This window comes from Streptomyces sp. NBC_00667 (genome assembly GCF_036226825.1).
Lineage (GTDB): Bacteria > Actinomycetota > Actinomycetes > Streptomycetales > Streptomycetaceae > Streptomyces.
Genome location: NZ_CP109022.1, coordinates 5,861,169 through 5,877,568, shown reverse-complemented (window position 1 = coordinate 5,877,568; position 16,400 = coordinate 5,861,169). Strand labels below are relative to the sequence as shown.

General features: G+C 72.9%; 17 protein-coding genes and 1 pseudogene. 4 read left to right on the top strand and 14 right to left on the bottom strand.

Going from position 1 to position 16,400, the window contains the following annotated elements:
• The first annotated feature begins 119 nt into the window (after window positions 1–119).
• Genes OHA81_RS26935 through OHA81_RS26925 form a run of 3 tightly spaced genes read left to right on the top strand, consistent with a single transcriptional unit; the run spans window position 120 to window position 3,054 of the window.
• Window positions 120–1,064: a YndJ family protein gene (locus OHA81_RS26935; protein WP_329200044.1), complete on the top strand. Its 945-nt coding sequence runs from the start codon at window positions 120–122 to the stop codon at window positions 1,062–1,064.
• A complete protein-coding gene (locus tag OHA81_RS26930) occupies window positions 1,061–1,603 on the top strand; it encodes a DUF1990 family protein (RefSeq protein WP_329200042.1) in 543 nt (180 codons plus the stop codon). Before OHA81_RS26935 ends, OHA81_RS26930 begins: the two co-directional genes overlap by 4 nt.
• 11 nt (window positions 1,604–1,614) lie before the next feature.
• Window positions 1,615–3,054, top strand: a complete 1,440-nt coding sequence (locus tag OHA81_RS26925; protein ID WP_329200040.1) for a lipase maturation factor family protein — start codon at window positions 1,615–1,617, stop codon at window positions 3,052–3,054.
• Here the strand turns inward: OHA81_RS26925 and OHA81_RS26920 are convergent.
• From OHA81_RS26920 to OHA81_RS26910, 3 genes are all read right to left on the bottom strand, one after another.
• Window positions 3,040–4,023, bottom strand: coding sequence for an NAD-dependent epimerase/dehydratase family protein (locus OHA81_RS26920; protein WP_329200038.1), 984 nt, complete (start codon window positions 4,021–4,023; stop codon window positions 3,040–3,042). The genes OHA81_RS26925 and OHA81_RS26920 overlap by 15 nt on opposite strands.
• Window positions 4,024–4,187: 164 nt before the next feature.
• Complete coding sequence (locus tag OHA81_RS26915) at window positions 4,188–4,361, bottom strand: hypothetical protein (RefSeq protein WP_329202667.1); 174 nt, start codon at window positions 4,359–4,361, stop codon at window positions 4,188–4,190.
• 423 nt (window positions 4,362–4,784) lie between these two features.
• Window positions 4,785–6,266: an SDR family NAD(P)-dependent oxidoreductase gene (locus OHA81_RS26910; RefSeq protein ID WP_329200035.1), complete on the bottom strand. Its 1,482-nt coding sequence runs from the start codon at window positions 6,264–6,266 to the stop codon at window positions 4,785–4,787.
• Window positions 6,267–6,479: 213 nt separating this feature from the next.
• On the opposite strand from OHA81_RS26910, the pseudogene OHA81_RS26905 reads away from it, so the two are divergent.
• Window positions 6,480–7,292, top strand: a pseudogene (locus tag OHA81_RS26905) (DMT family transporter); the annotation flags it as partial.
• A 24-nt stretch (window positions 7,293–7,316) separates the two neighbouring features.
• Here OHA81_RS26905 and OHA81_RS26900 read toward each other — a convergent pair.
• From OHA81_RS26900 to OHA81_RS26850, 11 genes are all read right to left on the bottom strand, one after another.
• Window positions 7,317–8,564 (bottom strand): transglycosylase family protein, encoded by a 1,248-nt coding sequence (locus OHA81_RS26900; RefSeq protein WP_329200033.1) that lies wholly within the window; start codon window positions 8,562–8,564, stop codon window positions 7,317–7,319.
• A gap of 180 nt (window positions 8,565–8,744) precedes the next feature.
• Complete coding sequence (locus tag OHA81_RS26895) at window positions 8,745–8,981, bottom strand: hypothetical protein (protein WP_329200032.1); 237 nt, start codon at window positions 8,979–8,981, stop codon at window positions 8,745–8,747.
• 55 nt (window positions 8,982–9,036) lie between these two features.
• Window positions 9,037–9,657, bottom strand: coding sequence for an aspartate/glutamate racemase family protein (locus tag OHA81_RS26890; RefSeq protein WP_329200030.1), 621 nt, complete (start codon window positions 9,655–9,657; stop codon window positions 9,037–9,039).
• Window positions 9,654–10,007, bottom strand: a complete 354-nt coding sequence (locus tag OHA81_RS26885) for a GNAT family N-acetyltransferase (RefSeq protein ID WP_329200028.1) — start codon at window positions 10,005–10,007, stop codon at window positions 9,654–9,656. Before OHA81_RS26885 ends, OHA81_RS26890 begins: the two co-directional genes overlap by 4 nt.
• Before the next feature lie 15 nt (window positions 10,008–10,022).
• The gene (panD, locus tag OHA81_RS26880; protein ID WP_132754471.1) at window positions 10,023–10,442 is read right to left on the bottom strand and encodes an aspartate 1-decarboxylase; all 420 of its coding nucleotides are present in this window, start codon (window positions 10,440–10,442) and stop codon (window positions 10,023–10,025) included.
• Between the two features lie 144 nt (window positions 10,443–10,586).
• A complete protein-coding gene (locus OHA81_RS26875; protein WP_329200024.1) occupies window positions 10,587–10,988 on the bottom strand; it encodes a nuclear transport factor 2 family protein in 402 nt (133 codons plus the stop codon).
• A gap of 115 nt (window positions 10,989–11,103) precedes the next feature.
• On the bottom strand, window positions 11,104–11,451 hold the full coding sequence (locus tag OHA81_RS26870; RefSeq protein ID WP_329200022.1) for a hypothetical protein: 348 nt from the start codon (window positions 11,449–11,451) through the stop codon (window positions 11,104–11,106).
• A 20-nt stretch (window positions 11,452–11,471) separates the two neighbouring features.
• The gene (ctaD, locus tag OHA81_RS26865) at window positions 11,472–13,211 is read right to left on the bottom strand and encodes an aa3-type cytochrome oxidase subunit I (protein ID WP_329200020.1); all 1,740 of its coding nucleotides are present in this window, start codon (window positions 13,209–13,211) and stop codon (window positions 11,472–11,474) included.
• 170 nt (window positions 13,212–13,381) lie between these two features.
• Complete coding sequence (locus tag OHA81_RS26860; RefSeq protein WP_329200018.1) at window positions 13,382–14,512, bottom strand: site-2 protease family protein; 1,131 nt, start codon at window positions 14,510–14,512, stop codon at window positions 13,382–13,384.
• Window positions 14,513–14,623: 111 nt separating this feature from the next.
• Window positions 14,624–15,220 (bottom strand): hypothetical protein, encoded by a 597-nt coding sequence (locus tag OHA81_RS26855; protein WP_329200016.1) that lies wholly within the window; start codon window positions 15,218–15,220, stop codon window positions 14,624–14,626.
• Between the two features lie 31 nt (window positions 15,221–15,251).
• Entirely contained in the window at window positions 15,252–16,337 is a 1,086-nt protein-coding gene (locus OHA81_RS26850; RefSeq protein ID WP_329200014.1) for an SCO0930 family lipoprotein, read from the bottom strand.
• Window positions 16,338–16,400: the final 63 nt, after the last annotated feature.

Genomic DNA, 16,400 nt, shown 5'->3' with positions numbered 1-16,400 from the left:
CCGCAGCGCAACCGGAACGCCACCCCGACTCCTTGAACATGTTCAAAGCCTGGCGTAGGGTCGCGACTGCGATTGAACGCGTTCAAGACTGTTCGGCGCACCGACCCTCGGGAGGGGCCGTGACGGTACTCGTGAACCTGATCGTCACGCTGGGCATGCTCTACGTCGTCCCCACCGGCCTGCGCCTGATCGACCGGACCGCCTTCCGTCGCACCGCCCGGCTGTGGCCCCTGCTCGCGGCCCCCGGGGCGCTGTGCCTGTGGCTGCCGCGCGGCGCCACCGCCACGGTGCTCGCCGCGCTGTACGCCGCTGCCGCCTTGGCCCTGGCCGCCAGGGCGCCGGTCCGGCTGCTGCGCACCCTCCCGCGAACCGGGTCCCCCGTGCCCGTCCCGTCCGAGGCCGCCGTCCTGACCGCGCTCGTCTCGCCCGCCGTCGCCGGCAGCGCCCTCGTCGCGGAACGCGCCGGCTACCGGCTCTTCGGCTTCGACCTCGACGTCCTCGCGCTGACCGTGCCGCACTTCCACTTCGCCGGGTTCACCGCGGCCCTGGTCGCCGGCCTGGTGTGCCGGGCGACGGTGACCGGCGGCGCACCCGGGACGGACGCCGGACGGGCGGACGCCGGACGGGCGGACGCCGGACTGCCGGACGCCGGACGGGCGGCCGCCGGGCCCGGGGCGCCGCCGGCCCGCTGGGCCGCGTACAGCGTGCCCAGCGGGACGCTGCTCGTCCTCCTCGGCTACTTCATCGGCGACTGGGCCGAGCTGGTGGGGGCAGCCGTACTGACCGCCGGGATGTGGGCGGTGGCCCTGGCGACCTGGCGCGGCATCCGGCCCGGCGCCCGCGACCGGACCACCCGCACCCTGCTGGCCACCTCGGCGGGGGTCCTTGTGGCGACGATGCTGCTCGCCCTGTGGTGGGCGACCGGCGAGGCGACCGGGATCACCCACCCCACCCTGACCTGGATGGCCGCGACCCACGGCCTCGGCAACGCCGTCGGCTTCGCCCTCTGCTCGCTGCTGGCCTGGCGCCGGCTCACCATGGACCGACAGGAGATGACCCGATGACCCGACTCCTCAGCACCGGCCGCGACGCGCTCAGCTACCCGGAACGGGGCGCGACGGAGCACCGCCCGCTGCCCGCGGGCTACAACCACCTCCACCACCGCACACGGATCGGCGACGGCCGGGCCGTCTTCGAGGCGGCCGGGGTCGCTCTGACCACCTTCGGCGCCCACCGTGCCTCGGGCATGCGGATCCGGGCCGAGACGGGAGCCGTCCGGCCCGGCACACGGGTCACGGTCGGGATCGGCTTCGGGCCCCTGCGCATCGACGCCCGCTGCCTGGTCCTGCGGACCGCGTACGAGAGCACCCGTGTCGGCTTCGCCTACGGAACCCTGGTGGGTCACCCCGAGTCGGGCGAGGAGTCCTTCATGGCGCTCATGGACCCCGACGGCACCGTCTGGTTCGAGGTGACCGCGTTCAGCCGCCCGGCCAGCTGGTACACCCGCCTCGGCGGCCCGGTGGTCCCCCTCCTCCAGCTCGGCTACGCCCGTCTGCTGGGCCGCACCCTGCGCAAGCTGGCAGCCGGGGCCCCCGGCGCCTGATACTGGAGGGGATGGACTGGTTCACGGCACCCGGCTACTGGTTGGGCCGGCTGGTCTTCCAGCGGGCCCTGGCCGGCGTCTACCTCTGCGCCTTCACCGCCGCCGCCCTCCAGTTCCGCGCCCTGATCGGGGCGCACGGCATGCTCCCCGTGCCGCGCTACGTGCGCCACGTCCCGTTCCGCCGCGCCCCGAGCCTGTTCCAACTGCGATACTCCGACCCGCTCTTCGCCTGCTGCGCCTGGGCCGGTGCGGTGCTGGCCGCGGCGCTCGCGGCGGGGGCCGGGGACGCCGTGCCGCTGGGGGCGGCGATGGCGATGTGGGCGGTGCTGTGGCTGCTGTACCTGTCGATCGTGAACGTGGGGCAGACCTGGTACTCCTTCGGCTGGGAGTCGCTGCTGCTGGAGGTGGGCTTCCTCGCCGTCTTCCTCGGCAACGCCCGGACGGGGCCGCCGGTGCTGGTGCTGTGGCTGCTGCGGTGGGTCGTGTTCCGGGTGGAGTTCGGCGCCGGGCTGATCAAGATTCGGGGCGACGCCTGCTGGCGCAAGCTCACCTGCCTCTACTTCCACCACGAGACGCAGCCGATGCCGGGACCGCTGAGCTGGTTCTTCCACCACCTGCCGAAGCCGCTGCACCGGGTGGAGTGCGCCGCGAACCACGTGACGCAACTGGTCGTCCCGGTCCTGCTGTTCACCCCGCAGCCGGTGGCCTCGTACGCCGCCGGGATCATCGTCGCGACGCAGCTGTGGCTGGTGCTGTCGGGGAACTTCGCCTGGCTGAACTGGATCACGATCGCGCCGGCGCTGTCCGCCATCGACTTCACGGGGCTCGCCGGGCCGCCCCCGGCCGCGGCCTTCCGCCCGGCGCCACTGTGGTACGTGGTCCTGGTGTGCGCGGTGACCGCGCTGGTGCTCGTCCTCAGCCGGCATCCGGTGGCCAACATGCTCTCCCGGCGCCAGGTGATGAACCGCTCCTTCGATTCCCTGCACCTGGTGAACACCTACGGGGCCTTCGGCACCGTGGGCCGGATCCGGGACGAGGTCGTGGTGGAGGGCACGGCCGAACGGACGCCCCGCACTGACGGCGACTGGCTCGAGTACGGCTTCAAGGGCAAACCGGGCGATCCGCGCCGCGCGCCCCGCCAGTTCGCCCCCTACCACCTGCGGCTCGACTGGCTGATGTGGTTCGCGGCCCTCTCCCCCGGTTACGCGCGGGACTGGTTCGGGCCGTTCGTGGAGCGGCTGCTGTCGGGTGACCGGGACACCCTGCGCCTGCTGCGCCACAACCCCTTCCCCGACGCGCCGCCGGTGTACGTGCGGGCCAGGCTGTACCGCTACCGGTTCACGACCTGGCGTGAGCTCCGCGCGACGGGCGCCTGGTGGCACCGGACGCTGCTGCGCGAGTACCTGCCGCCCACCCGGCTCGCGGAGGCGGCCTGGTCAGAGCCCGAGTAGCGCCGCCTCCTGTTCCGGCGTCACGCCCTTGGCCGGCCGGTCGGGACGCTGCGGGGCGATACCGCCGAGGCCGCGGAGCCAGGCCCAGGTGTCGGCCACGGTCTCCTCGACGGGCCGGCAGTGCAGACCTGCGGCGAGGGCCTTGGTGACGTCGCCGCCGAACATGTACGCGTGCAGTTCGCCCGGCGGGAGCCAGACGGGCAGGGACGTCCACGGCTCGATGCCGGCTTCCGCGATCCTGGCCGGGTCGGTCCAGCGGAGCTCCGCCCCGCCTCCGGTGACGCGCACGCAGGCTTCCAGCAGGCCGGCCATCGTGGTGTGCCCGGGCGGGGACGCCAGGTCGTACGCGCCGCCGAGCCCGGCCCGGGCGGCTCGCAGGGTCCAACGGGCCAGGTCCCGTACGTCGATGTACTGGATCGGAAGGTCGCGCGGGCCGGGGGCGAGCATCGGGCCGCCCCGCGCGGCGCGGTTCAGCCACCACGGCAGGCGGCCGACGTTCTCGTACGGGCCGAGGATCAGCCCGGCGCGCACCAGCAGGGCACGCCCGCCGAAGGCGTCGAGCGCGGCGAGTTCACCGCCCCGCTTGTCCTCGGCGTAGGCGGTGGCCTCCGCGTCGGGCGAGCCCCCGACGAGCGGGCCGTCCTCGGCCAGGCCTGCGGGGCCGGGGAACCCGTACACCGAGCGGCTGGAGACGTAGGCGTACCGCCCGGCCCGGTCCGCGAGCAGCCGGGCGGTGTCGCGCACGGCGGTGGGGGCCCCGCTCCAGGTGTCGACGACGAGGTCCCACTCCCCCTCGGCGAGCGCGGCCAGGCCGTCGGGGGCGGTGCGGTCTCCGTGGAGCGCGGAGGTTCCCGGAGGGGGCGCGTGGCGGCCGCGGTGGAAGACGGTGACGTCCCAACCCAGGTCCACGGCTTCTTCGGTGAGGGCGCGTCCGACGAATTCGGTGCCGCCCAGCATCAGTAGTCTCATGCCGGTCAGCCTGCCCGCCGGGGACCCGGTCCGGAACCCTTGATCGCTTTCAGCGATGACGCCCAGGGCGTACGGGGCCCGGGACCCGTCGGGGACGTGGGGCGCCCCCGCCGCCGGGTCGGCGCGGGGGCGCTGTGTCACCGAGGCCGCCAGGGCCGGTCGCTCTAGTCGATGCCGGGCAGGATGTGCGGCTCCGCCAGGTCGTCTTCGTAGCCCGCCAGCCGGATCGGCGCGGAACGGGCCCACACCTCGAGGCTGCCGAGTTCGTCGGAGCGGGCCTTGCCGTGCCGCCCCGAACGTTCCAGCAGGACCTGGTCGGACTTCGTCAGTTCTGTCACCGCGCACTCCTTTGTGTCGCGTAACCCGGCGGGCGAACCCCGCGTCGGGCAGGAATAAAGGGATACCGGACGCGGTGGCGCCGTGATGGAGCGAGGGAGGGCCGTGGTGGGGCCCTTTCATGCGCTCAAGAGTACACATATGAGCGGGCCCCCGCTCGATGGAAAGGCAAAATTCACTCGCGCCCTCTTGTGTCCTTCCCCTCTTCCCTGGGTCGGGAAGTCGTGTTCCCCGGGTCGGGAAGTCGTGGCACGGCGTGTCGGCGGCCGGTGCTCCGCCCGGGCCCGCGTGGGGGAGGACGGGCGAGCGGTACCGGAACCGGTGGCGCCGGGACGTGCGCGCGTACGACCGCCCGCCGCACGGCCCGGGACGACCGCGCCCCGGCCTCCACGAGGGAGACCGGGGCGCGAGCAGGGCTGTAGCGCTTACCAGTTGGCGGGCGCGTAGTCCTTGAGGAAGACGCCGTACAGGTCCTCGCCCGCCTCGCCGCGGACGATCGGGTCGTAGACCCGGGCCGCGCCGTCCACCAGGTCGAGCGGGGCGTGGAAGCCCTCCTCCGCGAGACGGATCTTGTCCGGGTGCGGGCGCTCGTCGGTGATCCAGCCGGTGTCCACGGCGGTCATCAGGATCTGGTCCTTCTGGAACATCTCCTGGGCGCTGGTCCGCGTCAGCATGTTGAGGGCGGCCTTGGCCATGTTGGTGTGCGGGTGCCCGGCGCCCTTGTAGCCGCGGCTGAACACGCCTTCCATCGCCGAGACGTTGACGACGTAGCGGCGGCCCGCCTCGGCCGCGGCCATCGCCGGACGCAGCTTGCTGATCAGGATGAAGGGCGCGGTGGAGTTGCACAGCTGCACTTCGAGGAGCTCGATCGGGTCCACCTCGGACACCGTCTGGATCCAGCTGTTGGTGTCGTGCAGGTCCGGGACCAGGCCGCCCGCGTCGATGGCGGTACCGGCCGCGATGCGCTCCAGCGAGGCGGAACCGGAGACCAGCGCGAGTTCGGTGATGTCCTGCGCGCTGAGCTTCTCGCCCTTGCCGGTGGGCAGGGCGGCGACCCGGTCGACGGTGCCGCTGCCGAACGTGCCGATCACCTCGGCGGAGGGCAGCTCGCCGGCCGGCAGCGGGGCGCTCTCGGCGGCGACCAGCTCGCTGTAGGCGCCCGGGGACCGGCGCACGGTCTGGGCCGCGTTGTTGATCAGGATGTCGAGCGGACCCTCTGCGGCGACCGAGTCGGCGAGCGCGACGACCTGCGCGGGGTCGCGGAGGTCGATGCCGACGATCTTGAGGCGGTGCAGCCACTCGGAGCTGTCCGGCATCGCCTTGAAGCGACGGATCGCGTCATTGGGGAAGCGGGTGGTGATGGTGGTGTGGGCGCCGTCGCGCAGTAGCCGCAGCGCGATGTACATGCCGATCTTGGCGCGGCCGCCGGTGAGCAGGGCGCGGCGGCCGGTCAGGTCGGTGCGGGCGTCGCGGCGCGCCCGGTTGAAGGCGGCGCAGTCCTGGCACAGCTGGTGGTAGAACGCGTCGACCTCGACGTAGCGCGTCTTGCAGACGTAGCAGGAGCGCGGGCGCTGGAGTATCCCGGCGATCGGGCCCTTGGTGGCGGCGGTCAGGGCGTTGCCCTGGGTCTCGTCGTCGATGCGCTCGGCGGAGCCGGTCGCGGTCGCCTCGGTGACGGCCTTGTCGTTGGCGGTCTTGGCGGCGCGGCGCTCTTGGCGGCGGCGCTGCTTGACCGTGCGGTACAGGCCGGCGGTGGCACGGCGTACGGTGACGGCGTCCGGGTGGTCGACGTCGAGCTTGTCCAGCTCGTCGAGGACGCTGAGGCAGAGGGCCAGCCGGTCGGGGTCGATGCCCGGGCCGTACGCCTGGTCGTCCCCGGTCACAGGGTTGTCTTCGGTCACCGTCATGGCCGCTGCCGTTCCTTGCTCACTCGTCCGCATCCGCCTGCTGCGGAGGTCCCAAAACCGCAACTGTACGACAGGGCACACGTCCGGCACCAAACCCGCGGGCGGGCTCCTCACGGAGTGCGAGGAACCATCACGGTACGCAAGGGAGCCGGGGTCGAAGCCGGGCGGGGCAGGGTCAGGAATAGGCCGGTCGGGTGGGGCATTGTGGACAACATGAGTGCCTTGGCGCTGTCGGTCCTGCTCTGCCTCGCGTCGGCCGTGGCGTACGCCGCGGGCGCGATCGTCCAGGAGCGGGTCGCGGACGGCTCGCCGGACCGTTTCTACGCCCCGCTCCACCGGCCCGTCTGGTGGGTGGCGGTGGCACTGAACGGCCTCGGCGCGGCACTCCACGTCCTCGCGCTGGCCTACGGGCCACTGAGCCTGGTGCAGCCGCTCGGTGCGCTGACCATCGTCTTCGCGCTCCCGATGGCGGCCGTGTTCGTACGGCGCCGGGCGGGCGCGGCGGCCTGGCGCGGGGCGCTGCTGGCGACGGCCGGGCTGGCCGGGCTGCTGGCGCTGACGGGCGGCGACCGGGACCCGGGGCGGACCCTGACGGGCGGCGAGCAGGGCCTGCTGATGAGCGTGACGGCGGCGGGGGTGACGGCGCTGGTCCTGGTGGCGCGCCGGGTGCGCCGGGTGGTGCTGCGCGGTGTGCTGCTGGCCGCCGCCGCCGGAACCGCCTTCGGCATGGCCTCGGTGTTCACCAAGTCGGTGGCCGACGGCTTCTCCCTGGACGCGCCGTTCTCCCGCTGGCCCGAACTGCTGGCCATCGCCGTCCTGGCGTCCGGCGGCCTGCTGCTGTCGCAGGCCGCCTACCGGGGTGCGGGGCTGACGGCGCCGCTGGCGACGGTCACGGTGGTGGACCCGGTGGTGGCCGCGGTGGTCGGCCTCTCGCTGTTCGACGAGGGCTTCCGGTACGGGTACGCGGGGACGGCGGCGGCCCTGGTGAGCGGCGCGGCGGCGGCGGCCGGCCTGATCCTGCTCACGGCCGCGCCGCCGCCCGTACGGGGGTCAGATGTCGACGCCCCGCCCGCGGAGGTACTTGAGGGGGTCGATGTCGGTTCCGTACCCGGGCCCGGTGCGCATCTCGAAGTGGAGGTGCGGTCCGGTGGTGTTGCCGGTGGAGCCGGAGCGGCCGATGCGCTGACCGCCGGAGACCTGCTGCCCGGCCTTGACGCCGAGGGCGGAGAGGTGGGCGTACTGGGAGTACCGGCCGTCGGCGTGCCGGATGACGACCTGGTAGCCGTACGCCCCGGCCCAGCCGGCGGAGAGGACGGTGCCGGGCCCGACGGCCTTGATGCTGGTGCCGGTCGGGACGGGGAAGTCGACCCCGGTGTGGTAGCCGCTGGACCAGGAGGAACCGGCGACGTGGTACGCCGTTCCGAGCGCGGCGTCGACCGGCGCGGTGAAGCCCGCGGACGCCGTCCCCTGCTTCGCTGACGCGGACTCGGCGGCCTTCGTCTGTTCGGGCTTGGCCTGCTCGGGCTGCGTCTTCTGCGGCTGTGTCTTCTCGGGTCGGGGGGCGGCCGGCTGTACGGGCTTGACCGGCTCGGCGACCCGCGGCGGCTTCTCCGGGTTCTGGGAGGGCGGCGCGACGGGGGCGGCGGTGATGCGCAGCGTGAGCCGCTGGCCGGGGAAGATCAGGTTCGGGTTGCCGCCGATGGTGTCCCGATTGGTCTCGTACAGCGCCTGCCAGCCGCCTTCGACGTGCTGGCCGGTGGCGATCGCCGAGAGCGAGTCCCCGGGGGCGACGACGTACGGGTTCGGCAGGACCGTGGTGTCGGTCGGTCGGGTCGGGCTCGGGGCCTGCACCCGGGTGGCCTCGGGAGCCGCCTGCTTCTGGCGCGGGATCGCGGCGGGTGCCCCAGCGGGGGCGGGGCCGCTGCGGCTCAGCCCGGCCTGCGGTCCGCAGGCGGGCCAGGCGCGGGGCCCCTGGCCCTTGAGCACCTTCTCGGCCACCGCGATCTGTTGGTCCTTGGTGGCCAGGTCGGCGCGGGCCGCGAAGGCGGTTCCGCCGAAGGCGCGCCAGGTGCTCTGGCTGAACTGGAGGCCGCCGTAGTAGCCGTTGCCGGTGTTGACGTGCCAGTTGTTGGTCGACTCGCAGGCAGCGACCTTGTCCCAGGTGCCGATGGAGGCCGCGTGGGCGGCCCCGGCTCCGATGAGCGGCAGCGCGATCCCGGCGCCACCCGCGGTGACGGCGAGCGAGGCGCGGTTGATGCTGCTCGGCTGGTACCGGCGGTGCCGGCCCCGTACACCCATGGGAGCCCCCCTTGAAGACGTGCCGGAACCGCACAAGCTAACGGCGCCGGTGGAGGCTGACAATAGCGACAACCGGCTGTCTCCGAGGGGGAATTGACGCTTTGCCCGCTGACCTGCCCCGACGGCGCCGCGAGGTGCGGTGTCGGGCGGCGCGGGCCAGGGAGGATCCGGAAGAGACGGCTAGCCCGCGGCGCGGCCCAGCGGCCCGGGCTGCGGGATCGGGGCCGGCCCCGGGGGCGGCGGCACCGGATCGGGCTCCGGCACGGGACCCGGGATCGGGGGCGCGGGACGCGGCACCGGGTCGGGCTCGGGGAAGGGTCCGGGCCCCGGCCGGGGCGCGGGGACCGGGTCGGGCTCCGGGGTGGGGGGCTGCGTCTGGTCTTCGTCTTCGTCGAGCACCACGAGGTTGAGCACCATACGCACCACCTTCCCCGGAACCGGGCGGGTACGCCCGTCGGCGTCCGTCGGCCGCCTACGGGCGCAGGGCCGCGGCCAGCCCGGTGGAGGGGCTGCTCAGGACGGGCACCGCCGTCCGCACCAGGTCCGCCGCGCCCGCCATCGACGCCTGGGCGAGGAGGATGACGTCCGCGTCGGCGACCTCGTCCGCCGCGCGGGCCACCCGGCTCAGGTACCCGTCGGTGTCCCCCGCCTCGAAGCACTCCCACGCCTCCGCGACCAGGTGCGTGCGTACGGTGACGGCCCGGCCGGCGGCCTCCTGCTCCAGCAGCTCCAGCGTCGGGGCGACGGTGGACCGGACGGCGGCGAGTACGACGATCCGGGGGCCGGCGTCCACGGCCGCGGCCGCCATGGGCCGGTCCACGCGGAGCACGGGCCGTCCGAGGGCGGGTGCGAGGGACTCGGCGACGGCCCCGATCGTCGAGCAGGTGACCAGCACCGGCCCGTTCGCCCCGGCGAGGGCCTCCCGCACGCCGGGAGCCACCGACGCGGGCCCGTGCGTACGGGCCCGCTCCAGCAGCTGCGGGACGACGAGGTGCCGCAGCACCGCCCCGGCGTGGTCGCGGTCCCGCAGCGCGTCGAAGACCGGGACGTGGACCGGGGAGGTGTGCAGCAGGGTCAGGGCCCGGCCGCTCACCAGCGGCCGGAGTCCGCGATCAGCTGGGCCTTCGCCGCCTCGGCCACCCCGGCGGGGGCGGCGGGAGCCTCGTCGGGATGTTTGGCGGCCCAGGCCGCCGCGTAGGGACACAGCGGGACCACGGGAACCCCTTCGGCTGCGGCGATCGCGTAGAAGGTCCTCACCAGCTGCCCGCCGATCCCGCGGCCCTCGTGGCCCGGCTCGACGATGGTGTGCACGGCGACCAGCGCGCCGGGCTCCCCGGCGAGCACGAAGTAGGCGATGAACCCGACCACCGCCCCGCCCTCGATGGCGAGCAGCCGCCCCGCCTTCCGGTCGTCCTCGAACTCGATCGCCTGGTTCTCGGCCATGCTCGCCCGCTCCCCTCAGACAGCCACCGCGTGGGGGCTGCGCTCCTGGTCCGTTCCGGGAACCGGGGCGGAGGGATCCGCCCCGAGTTCGATGATGCGGTTGTCGGCGTCGACGTGCACGACCCGGGGCTTCAACGCCCGCGCCTCGGCGTCCTCGACCTGCGCGTAGCTGATGAGGATGACGAGGTCCCCGGGATGCACGAGGTGCGCGGCGGCCCCGTTGATCCCGATGACCCCGGACCCCCGCTCCCCCTCGATGACGTACGTCTCCAACCGTGCCCCGTTGGTGATGTCCACGATGTGGACGAGCTCCCCGGGCAACAGGTCGGCGGCGTCCAGCAGGTCGGCATCGATGGTCACGGAGCCGACGTAATGCAGATCGGCCTGCGTGACGGTGGCCCGGTGGATCTTGGACTTGAACATGGTACGAAGCATGCGGAAACTCCCGGAATGTCAGCTCCCTGCCTGCTCCTCGCAGGTCAAGGGCGGTCTCCGGAGCCTACAACGACTCGCCGGCGTACGCACTGGGCCAGGGGACGGCCACGGCGACCGGCGCCGACGTGACGACCGGCTCGCGGGTCAGGGGTGGTCGTGCCAGGAGAGGGCGGCGATGCGCCAGCCCTCGGGGGTGCGGACGAACTGGAGGGTTTTGGTGCCGGCGCCCTCGAAGGGGGCGCCGTCCAGGATTCCGGACTTGCGGTAGCCGCCGAAGCGCGAGGCGATGTCCCCCTGGATCTCGGTGCTTTCGGAGGTCTCCCACTCCGAGAAGTCGACCAGTCGGCCCTCGGCCAGCAGCCGTTGGCGGGGTTCGATGAATTCCTCCACCGTGTAGACCGTGAAGTCCGGGCCCGTCTTGACGATGACACCGCCGGGGAGGAACAGTCGGCGGAGCCTGTCCACGTCGGCGGTCTTGCCGTCCCGGTTGTCGAAGGCGCCGAAGAAGTCGGCGGTCAGGGCGTCGAGTTCGGGCTTGTGCGACATGTCTTGCTCCCCCGGGTCGGATCGCCGGCCGCCTTCCGCGGGCCGGGCGCCGACCCATTGTCCACTTGTCCACGGCCCCGGACCCTGTCCGAGCGGCCTCCCGGGCCGGACCGGCCTAGCGCAGCAGGACCAGCACGGCGAGGAGCAGGGCCGGCAGCACCGGGACCGCTGCCACCACAGTGGCCGTCAGGCGTCGGCGCAGCACGCTGTAGCGGTGCTCGTACGCGGTCGCGAGTTCCTCGCCCCGGGCCACGACGGCGGCCAGCATCTGCCGCTTGAGGCGCAGGTGGTGCTCCGCGAAGAGGCCCGCGACCTCCTGCCGTTCGCCCGGGCCGAGCCAGGTCAGGCGTCCGGCGAAGGCCTGCGCCTCGGCGTGTGCCTCATGGAGGGCCGCCTGGCTGATCAGGTAGCCCTCCAGGCGCGCGAGGCCGGCCGCGGCCTCCCTCTGGGCCTTCTCGTCCATCGTCGCTCGCCGCCGTCCTGCTACCCGGCGGCCGTCGGTCCGGCGGAGTCGTCGCGGGGCGGGGAGACGGCCCTGTCCTGGTCGATCACGTCGCGCTGGCCCTCGTTCTCGATGCGCTCCAGTTCCGAGACCTCGAAGTGGTGCAGGTCGAAGGCCGGTGATTCGGAGCGTACGCGCGGCAGCGTGACGAAGTTGTGGCGCGGCGGCGGGCAGGAGGTGGCCCATTCCAGCGAACGGCCGTACCCCCACGGGTCGTCGACGGTGACGCGCGGCGCGTACTTCGCGGTCTTCCACAGGTTGTAGAGGAAGGGGAGGGTCGATCCGCCGAGCAGGAACGCGCCGATGGAGGAGACGGTGTTCAAGGTGGTGAACCCGTCGGCGGCGAGGTAGTCGGCGTAGCGGCGCGGCATGCCTTCGGCTCCCAGCCAGTGCTGGACGAGGAAGGTGAGGTGGAAGCCGACGAACAGCGTCCAGAAGTGGATCTTGCCGAGGCGTTCGTCGAGCATGGTGCCGGTCATCTTCGGCCACCAGAAGTAGAAGCCGGCGAACGTCGCGAACACCACCGTGCCGAAGACCACGTAGTGGAAGTGGGCGACGACGAAGTAGGAGTCCGTGACGTGGAAGTCCATCGGCGGCGAGGCCAGGATGATGCCGGTCAGACCGCCGAAGAGGAAGGTCACCAGGAAGCCGATGGACCACAGCATCGGCGTCTCGAAGGACAGCGAGCCCTTCCACATCGTGCCGATCCAGTTGAAGAACTTCACCCCGGTCGGCACCGCGATCAGGAACGTCATGAAGGAGAAGAACGGCAGCAGCACGGCCTGCGTGGCGAACATGTGGTGCGCCCACACCGTCACCGACAGCCCCGCGATCGCGATCGTCGCCCCGACCAGGCCGAGGTAGCCGAACACCGGCTTGCGGGAGAAGACGGGGAGGATCTCGGTGATGATCCCGAAGAACGGCAGGGCGATGATGTAGACCTCCGGGTGCCCGAAGAACCAGAACAGGTGCTGCCACAGGATCGGCCCGCCGTTGGACGGGTCGAAGACGTGCGCACCGAACTTGCGGTCCGCCTCCAGCACCAGCAGCGCCGCCGCCAGGACCGGGAAGGCGAACAGGACCAGCACCGAGGTCAGCAGGATGTTCCAGGTGAAGATCGGCATCCGGAACATCGTCATCCCGGGCGAGCGCATGCAGATGATCGTGGTGACGAAGTTGACGGCGCCCAGGATCGTCCCGAATCCCGACATGGCCAGCCCCATGATCCACATGTCGCCGCCGATGAACGGGGTCCGCTCCACGCTGCTGAGCGGGGTGTAGGCGGTCCAGCCGAAGTCGGCCGTGCCCTGCGGCGTGAGCAGGCTCCCCACGACGATGATGCCGCCGAACAGGAACAGCCAGAACGACAGCATGTTCAGCCGGGGGAACGCCACGTCCGGCGCCCCGATCTGCAGGGGCATGATCGCGTTGGCGAACCCGGCGAACGTCGGCGTCGCGAAGAACAGCAGCATGATCGTGCCGTGCAACGTGAAGATCTGGTTGTACTGCTCGTTGGAGACGATCTGCATACCCGGCCGGGCCAGCTCCGCCCTCAGCAGGAGGGCGAGCACGCCGCCGAAGACGAAGAAGACGAACGAGGCGATCAGGTAGAGGTGCCCGATCTTCTTGTGGTCCGTCGTCGACAGCCAGGCCACCACGACCTGTCCCACGGTTCTCCCCCGCGTGGGAATGGGCGCGATCGGCTCGGTGACAGTGGTCATGCGGATCCCCTGGACATCATCGGACGGCGACGGGCGGTCTGCCGCGCGGGCAGCCGGCTCGGGCTGCCCGCACACGTCGTCCCTGTCTACTGCCACGGCCGGGCGGACGCGCGGCGGCGTGCACGCGCGTACGGGTGAAGGTGGCGCCGGGTGAAGGTGGCGGCGCGGCGTCAGTCCCGCTTCTCGCCGCCCAGCAGGTTGCGGCGCATCAGGCGGGTGATGTCCTTCGCGGTGACGATGCCGACGAGACGGCCGTCGTCGACCACGAGGAGGCGGGTACCGGTGGCCGTGCTGAGCCGGTCGAGGGCCTCGGTCAGGAACTCGTCGGCGGAGGCGACCGCACACCTCGCGAGCGGGGTCGCCACGTCGCGCACCTGGGTGGTGTCCCGCAGCGGGTCCTGGACCGCTCCCAGCCTGCGCAGTTCGACGATGCCGCTGGGGCGGCCGTCGAAGTCGAGCAGCGGCACGGCGGAGTGGCGGGACGGGAGGGCCACCTCGTCGATGAAGCGGCGGACGGTCAGCCAGTCGGCGCCGGTGGCGACCGGGCTGCTCATCGCGTCGGCGACCCGGACGCCCTGCAGGGCCGTGCCGATGACGGCGCGCTGCCGTTCCGCGCCCGCGACCACCATGACGAACAGGCCGGTGAAGACCAGCCACAGTCCGCCCGAGGACCCGCGCAGCAACGAGACCCAGCCGGCGCCCATCAGCAGGACTCCGAGCACCTGGCCGCTGCGCGACGCCGCGCGGTCGGCGCGGTCGCGGTCCCCGGTGCGCCACCACAGCAGGGCCTGCACGACGCGACCGCCGTCCAGCGGAGCCGCGGGCAGCAGGTTGAACACCCCGAGGGCCAGGTTCACCCAGCCGAGCCATCCGAGGACCGCTGCGGGCACTGCCCAGCCCGAGAGGGTGTTCAGGCCGATGCCGGCGCCGAGGGCCGCCCCGCCGATGACCAGGCTGGTCAGCGGCCCGCTCACGGCGACCGCGAAGGCCGCCGCCGCGCTCTGGGGGCGGCCCATGCGGGTCATCCCGCCCAGGGCCCACAGCGTCACGTCCTGTACGGAAATCTTCTTGCGGCGGGCCGTCGCGGCGTGCGCCGCCTCGTGCAGCAGCAGGCTCGCCATCAGCAGCAGGGCCCCGACGGCGCTGGCGAGGGTGTACACGGCGTTCGAGTATCCCGGTGTCCAGAGGGGGAGGGTCCGGCGGCCGAGGCCGTACGCGAGGAAGACCGCCAGCAGCGGCACGCTCCAGTGCATGCGCAGCGGTACGCCGACCACGCGTCCCACGGGGACAGAGCCGTTCATGGCCTCTCCAGCCGGCCCGGCGTACCGGTCCACCCGGGGCGCACCGCGCGTCCCGTACCCCGTGGACCGGACGGCCGGGGCCTCACCTCCAGTGTCCCTCTCGCCGTGCCGCTACCCGGGTGACGGACCGTGCCCGGGGCTGTGGGAGGCGTCGCCCTGCGGGGCATCGCCGTGTGCGGCGTCGTGGCTCGCGTCCCCGTGGCTCGCGTCCCCGTGGCCGGGGGCGTCGTGGCCGGAGTCGGCGTGGCCGGCGCCCCCGTCGTGACCGGCGTCCCCGTGCTCGGGGCCGTGCGCGTCGCCGGTCTCCACCTTGCCGCCGAGGCGCTCCCGCAGCGGCGCCAGGGCTTCGGCGGAGGCGGCGGTGACCACCCACCGGTCTCCGACCAGGTAGGTACCGCCGTACCCGCGGGACTCCGCCAGCCACTCGCACTGGCCCTCGTCGGCGGTGAAGGTCGCGATCCGGTAGCCGGCCGCCCCCGCCCCGCACGCCCCTTCCCGCAGTTCTTCGGCGTCGACGGTGATCTCGGCGGTGCAGCCGAGGGCCGCCGCCAGGTCCTGGACGCTGACGCCGTTGGCCCGGGCGGAGGCGGCGGCGACCGGGCGGACCTTCGCGTGTCCCGTGGCGCACCCGCCGCACAGCAGGGAGGCGACCAGCACGGCCACGCAGGGCGCCAGGTGGCGGGCGGTGACGCGGGGTGGTTGCGGCATGTCTGGTCTCCCTCGCAGAGGTGGATGTGCCCTACCGGTCCGCGGGGACCTTCTTGCCGGCGTCGTCGACGGCGAACCACAGGCCCTGCTTGTTGTGTCCGTTGGTCTGGCCGGGCTGGGTGTCGCCGGTGAACAGGTAGACGGGCCAGCAGTCGATCGTCAATTGCTGTGACCCGTCGGGCCGCTTCACCGATCCGACGAGTCCGGCGGCGATTCCGGACACCTTCGTCTTGTCCACCGGCGCGGCGGGCTTCCAGGTGTCGAGGCAGGCGTCGAGGCAACCGAATTTCATGGGCCACGCACTGTCCTTGTTGAACCGGTAGAGGGTGCGCCCCTGTGCGTCGACGAGGATCTTCCCGAGTTTCGTGTCGGTGGCGACGGAGAGTTCCGTTCCCGTCCGGGCGTTCATATCGCCCATCCCGCTCCCCATTCCGCTGCCCATTCCCGAGCCCATGGCCCCGGTAGCGGGCGTGCCGGGTTTTTGGCCGCCCTTCTGGTCGACGGCCTTCTTGCCGTCGGCGGCCAGCGCGTGCCAGGTGCCGCCGACGCCTTCGCCCTTGGCCTCCCCGGCCTGGGTGTCCTTGGCGTAGCGGTACACGGGCCAGCCGCCGAGGGTGAGCTGCTTGCTGCCGTCGGCGCGGGTGACCTCGCCGAGCTGGGAGGCGTCGATGCCCTGGGCGGCGGAGGCGTCCGCCGCGGGGACGGGCGGCCAGGCGGTGGCGCAGTCGCCGGAGCAGTTCGATGTGGGGGGCTTGGCGGTGTCCTTGTCGAACCGGTAGAGGGTGAGGCCGGCGCTGTCGGTGACCACGCTGCCCACGTTCGCGATGTCCCGTACGGCGAGCTGGCCGGCCCGCACCGACGTCCCGGGCTCCACGCCGCCGTAGCCGGATCCGGCGGCGCCGGCCGCCCCGGCCGCGCCGGCCGCCGGGTCCGCCCCCGAGCCGCCGGAGCCGTATCCGCTGCCGTACCCGTTCCCTATCGCTTTGCTGTCCCCGACCGGCTGTACGGCATTTCCCGAGCGGCCGGCGTTGGTCCCGCCGCTCCCGCATCCGGCCGCCAGTACCAGTACCGCCATCACCGATCCGGCGGCGGCCGCCCCACGACGCTTGTTGTTCACGGTTGCTCACTCCCTGCGTTTCCATTCGGCGTTCACTCTTCCTGGGTCATTCATAAAGCCTGG

Excerpts from the sequence above, each read along its gene's own strand:
- OHA81_RS26925 (WP_329200040.1), top strand. The coding sequence starts at position 1,615 with ATGGACTGGTTCACGGCACCCGGCTACTGGTTGGGCCGGCTGGTCTTC.
- OHA81_RS26895 (WP_329200032.1), bottom strand. The coding sequence starts at position 8,981 with ATGGTGCTCAACCTCGTGGTGCTCGACGAAGACGAAGACCAGACGCAG.
- OHA81_RS26855 (WP_329200016.1), bottom strand. The coding sequence starts at position 15,220 with ATGCCGCAACCACCCCGCGTCACCGCCCGCCACCTGGCGCCCTGCGTG.
- OHA81_RS26885 (WP_329200028.1), bottom strand. The coding sequence starts at position 10,007 with ATGGCCGAGAACCAGGCGATCGAGTTCGAGGACGACCGGAAGGCGGGG.
- OHA81_RS26910 (WP_329200035.1), bottom strand. The coding sequence starts at position 6,266 with ATGACGGTGACCGAAGACAACCCTGTGACCGGGGACGACCAGGCGTAC.
- ctaD (WP_329200020.1), bottom strand. The coding sequence starts at position 13,211 with ATGACCACTGTCACCGAGCCGATCGCGCCCATTCCCACGCGGGGGAGA.
- OHA81_RS26860 (WP_329200018.1), bottom strand. The coding sequence starts at position 14,512 with ATGAACGGCTCTGTCCCCGTGGGACGCGTGGTCGGCGTACCGCTGCGC.
- panD (WP_132754471.1), bottom strand. The coding sequence starts at position 10,442 with ATGCTTCGTACCATGTTCAAGTCCAAGATCCACCGGGCCACCGTCACG.
- OHA81_RS26930 (WP_329200042.1), top strand. The coding sequence starts at position 1,061 with ATGACCCGACTCCTCAGCACCGGCCGCGACGCGCTCAGCTACCCGGAA.
- OHA81_RS26875 (WP_329200024.1), bottom strand. The coding sequence starts at position 10,988 with ATGTCGCACAAGCCCGAACTCGACGCCCTGACCGCCGACTTCTTCGGC.
- OHA81_RS26870 (WP_329200022.1), bottom strand. The coding sequence starts at position 11,451 with ATGGACGAGAAGGCCCAGAGGGAGGCCGCGGCCGGCCTCGCGCGCCTG.
- OHA81_RS26900 (WP_329200033.1), bottom strand. The coding sequence starts at position 8,564 with ATGGGTGTACGGGGCCGGCACCGCCGGTACCAGCCGAGCAGCATCAAC.
- OHA81_RS26920 (WP_329200038.1), bottom strand. The coding sequence starts at position 4,023 with ATGAGACTACTGATGCTGGGCGGCACCGAATTCGTCGGACGCGCCCTC.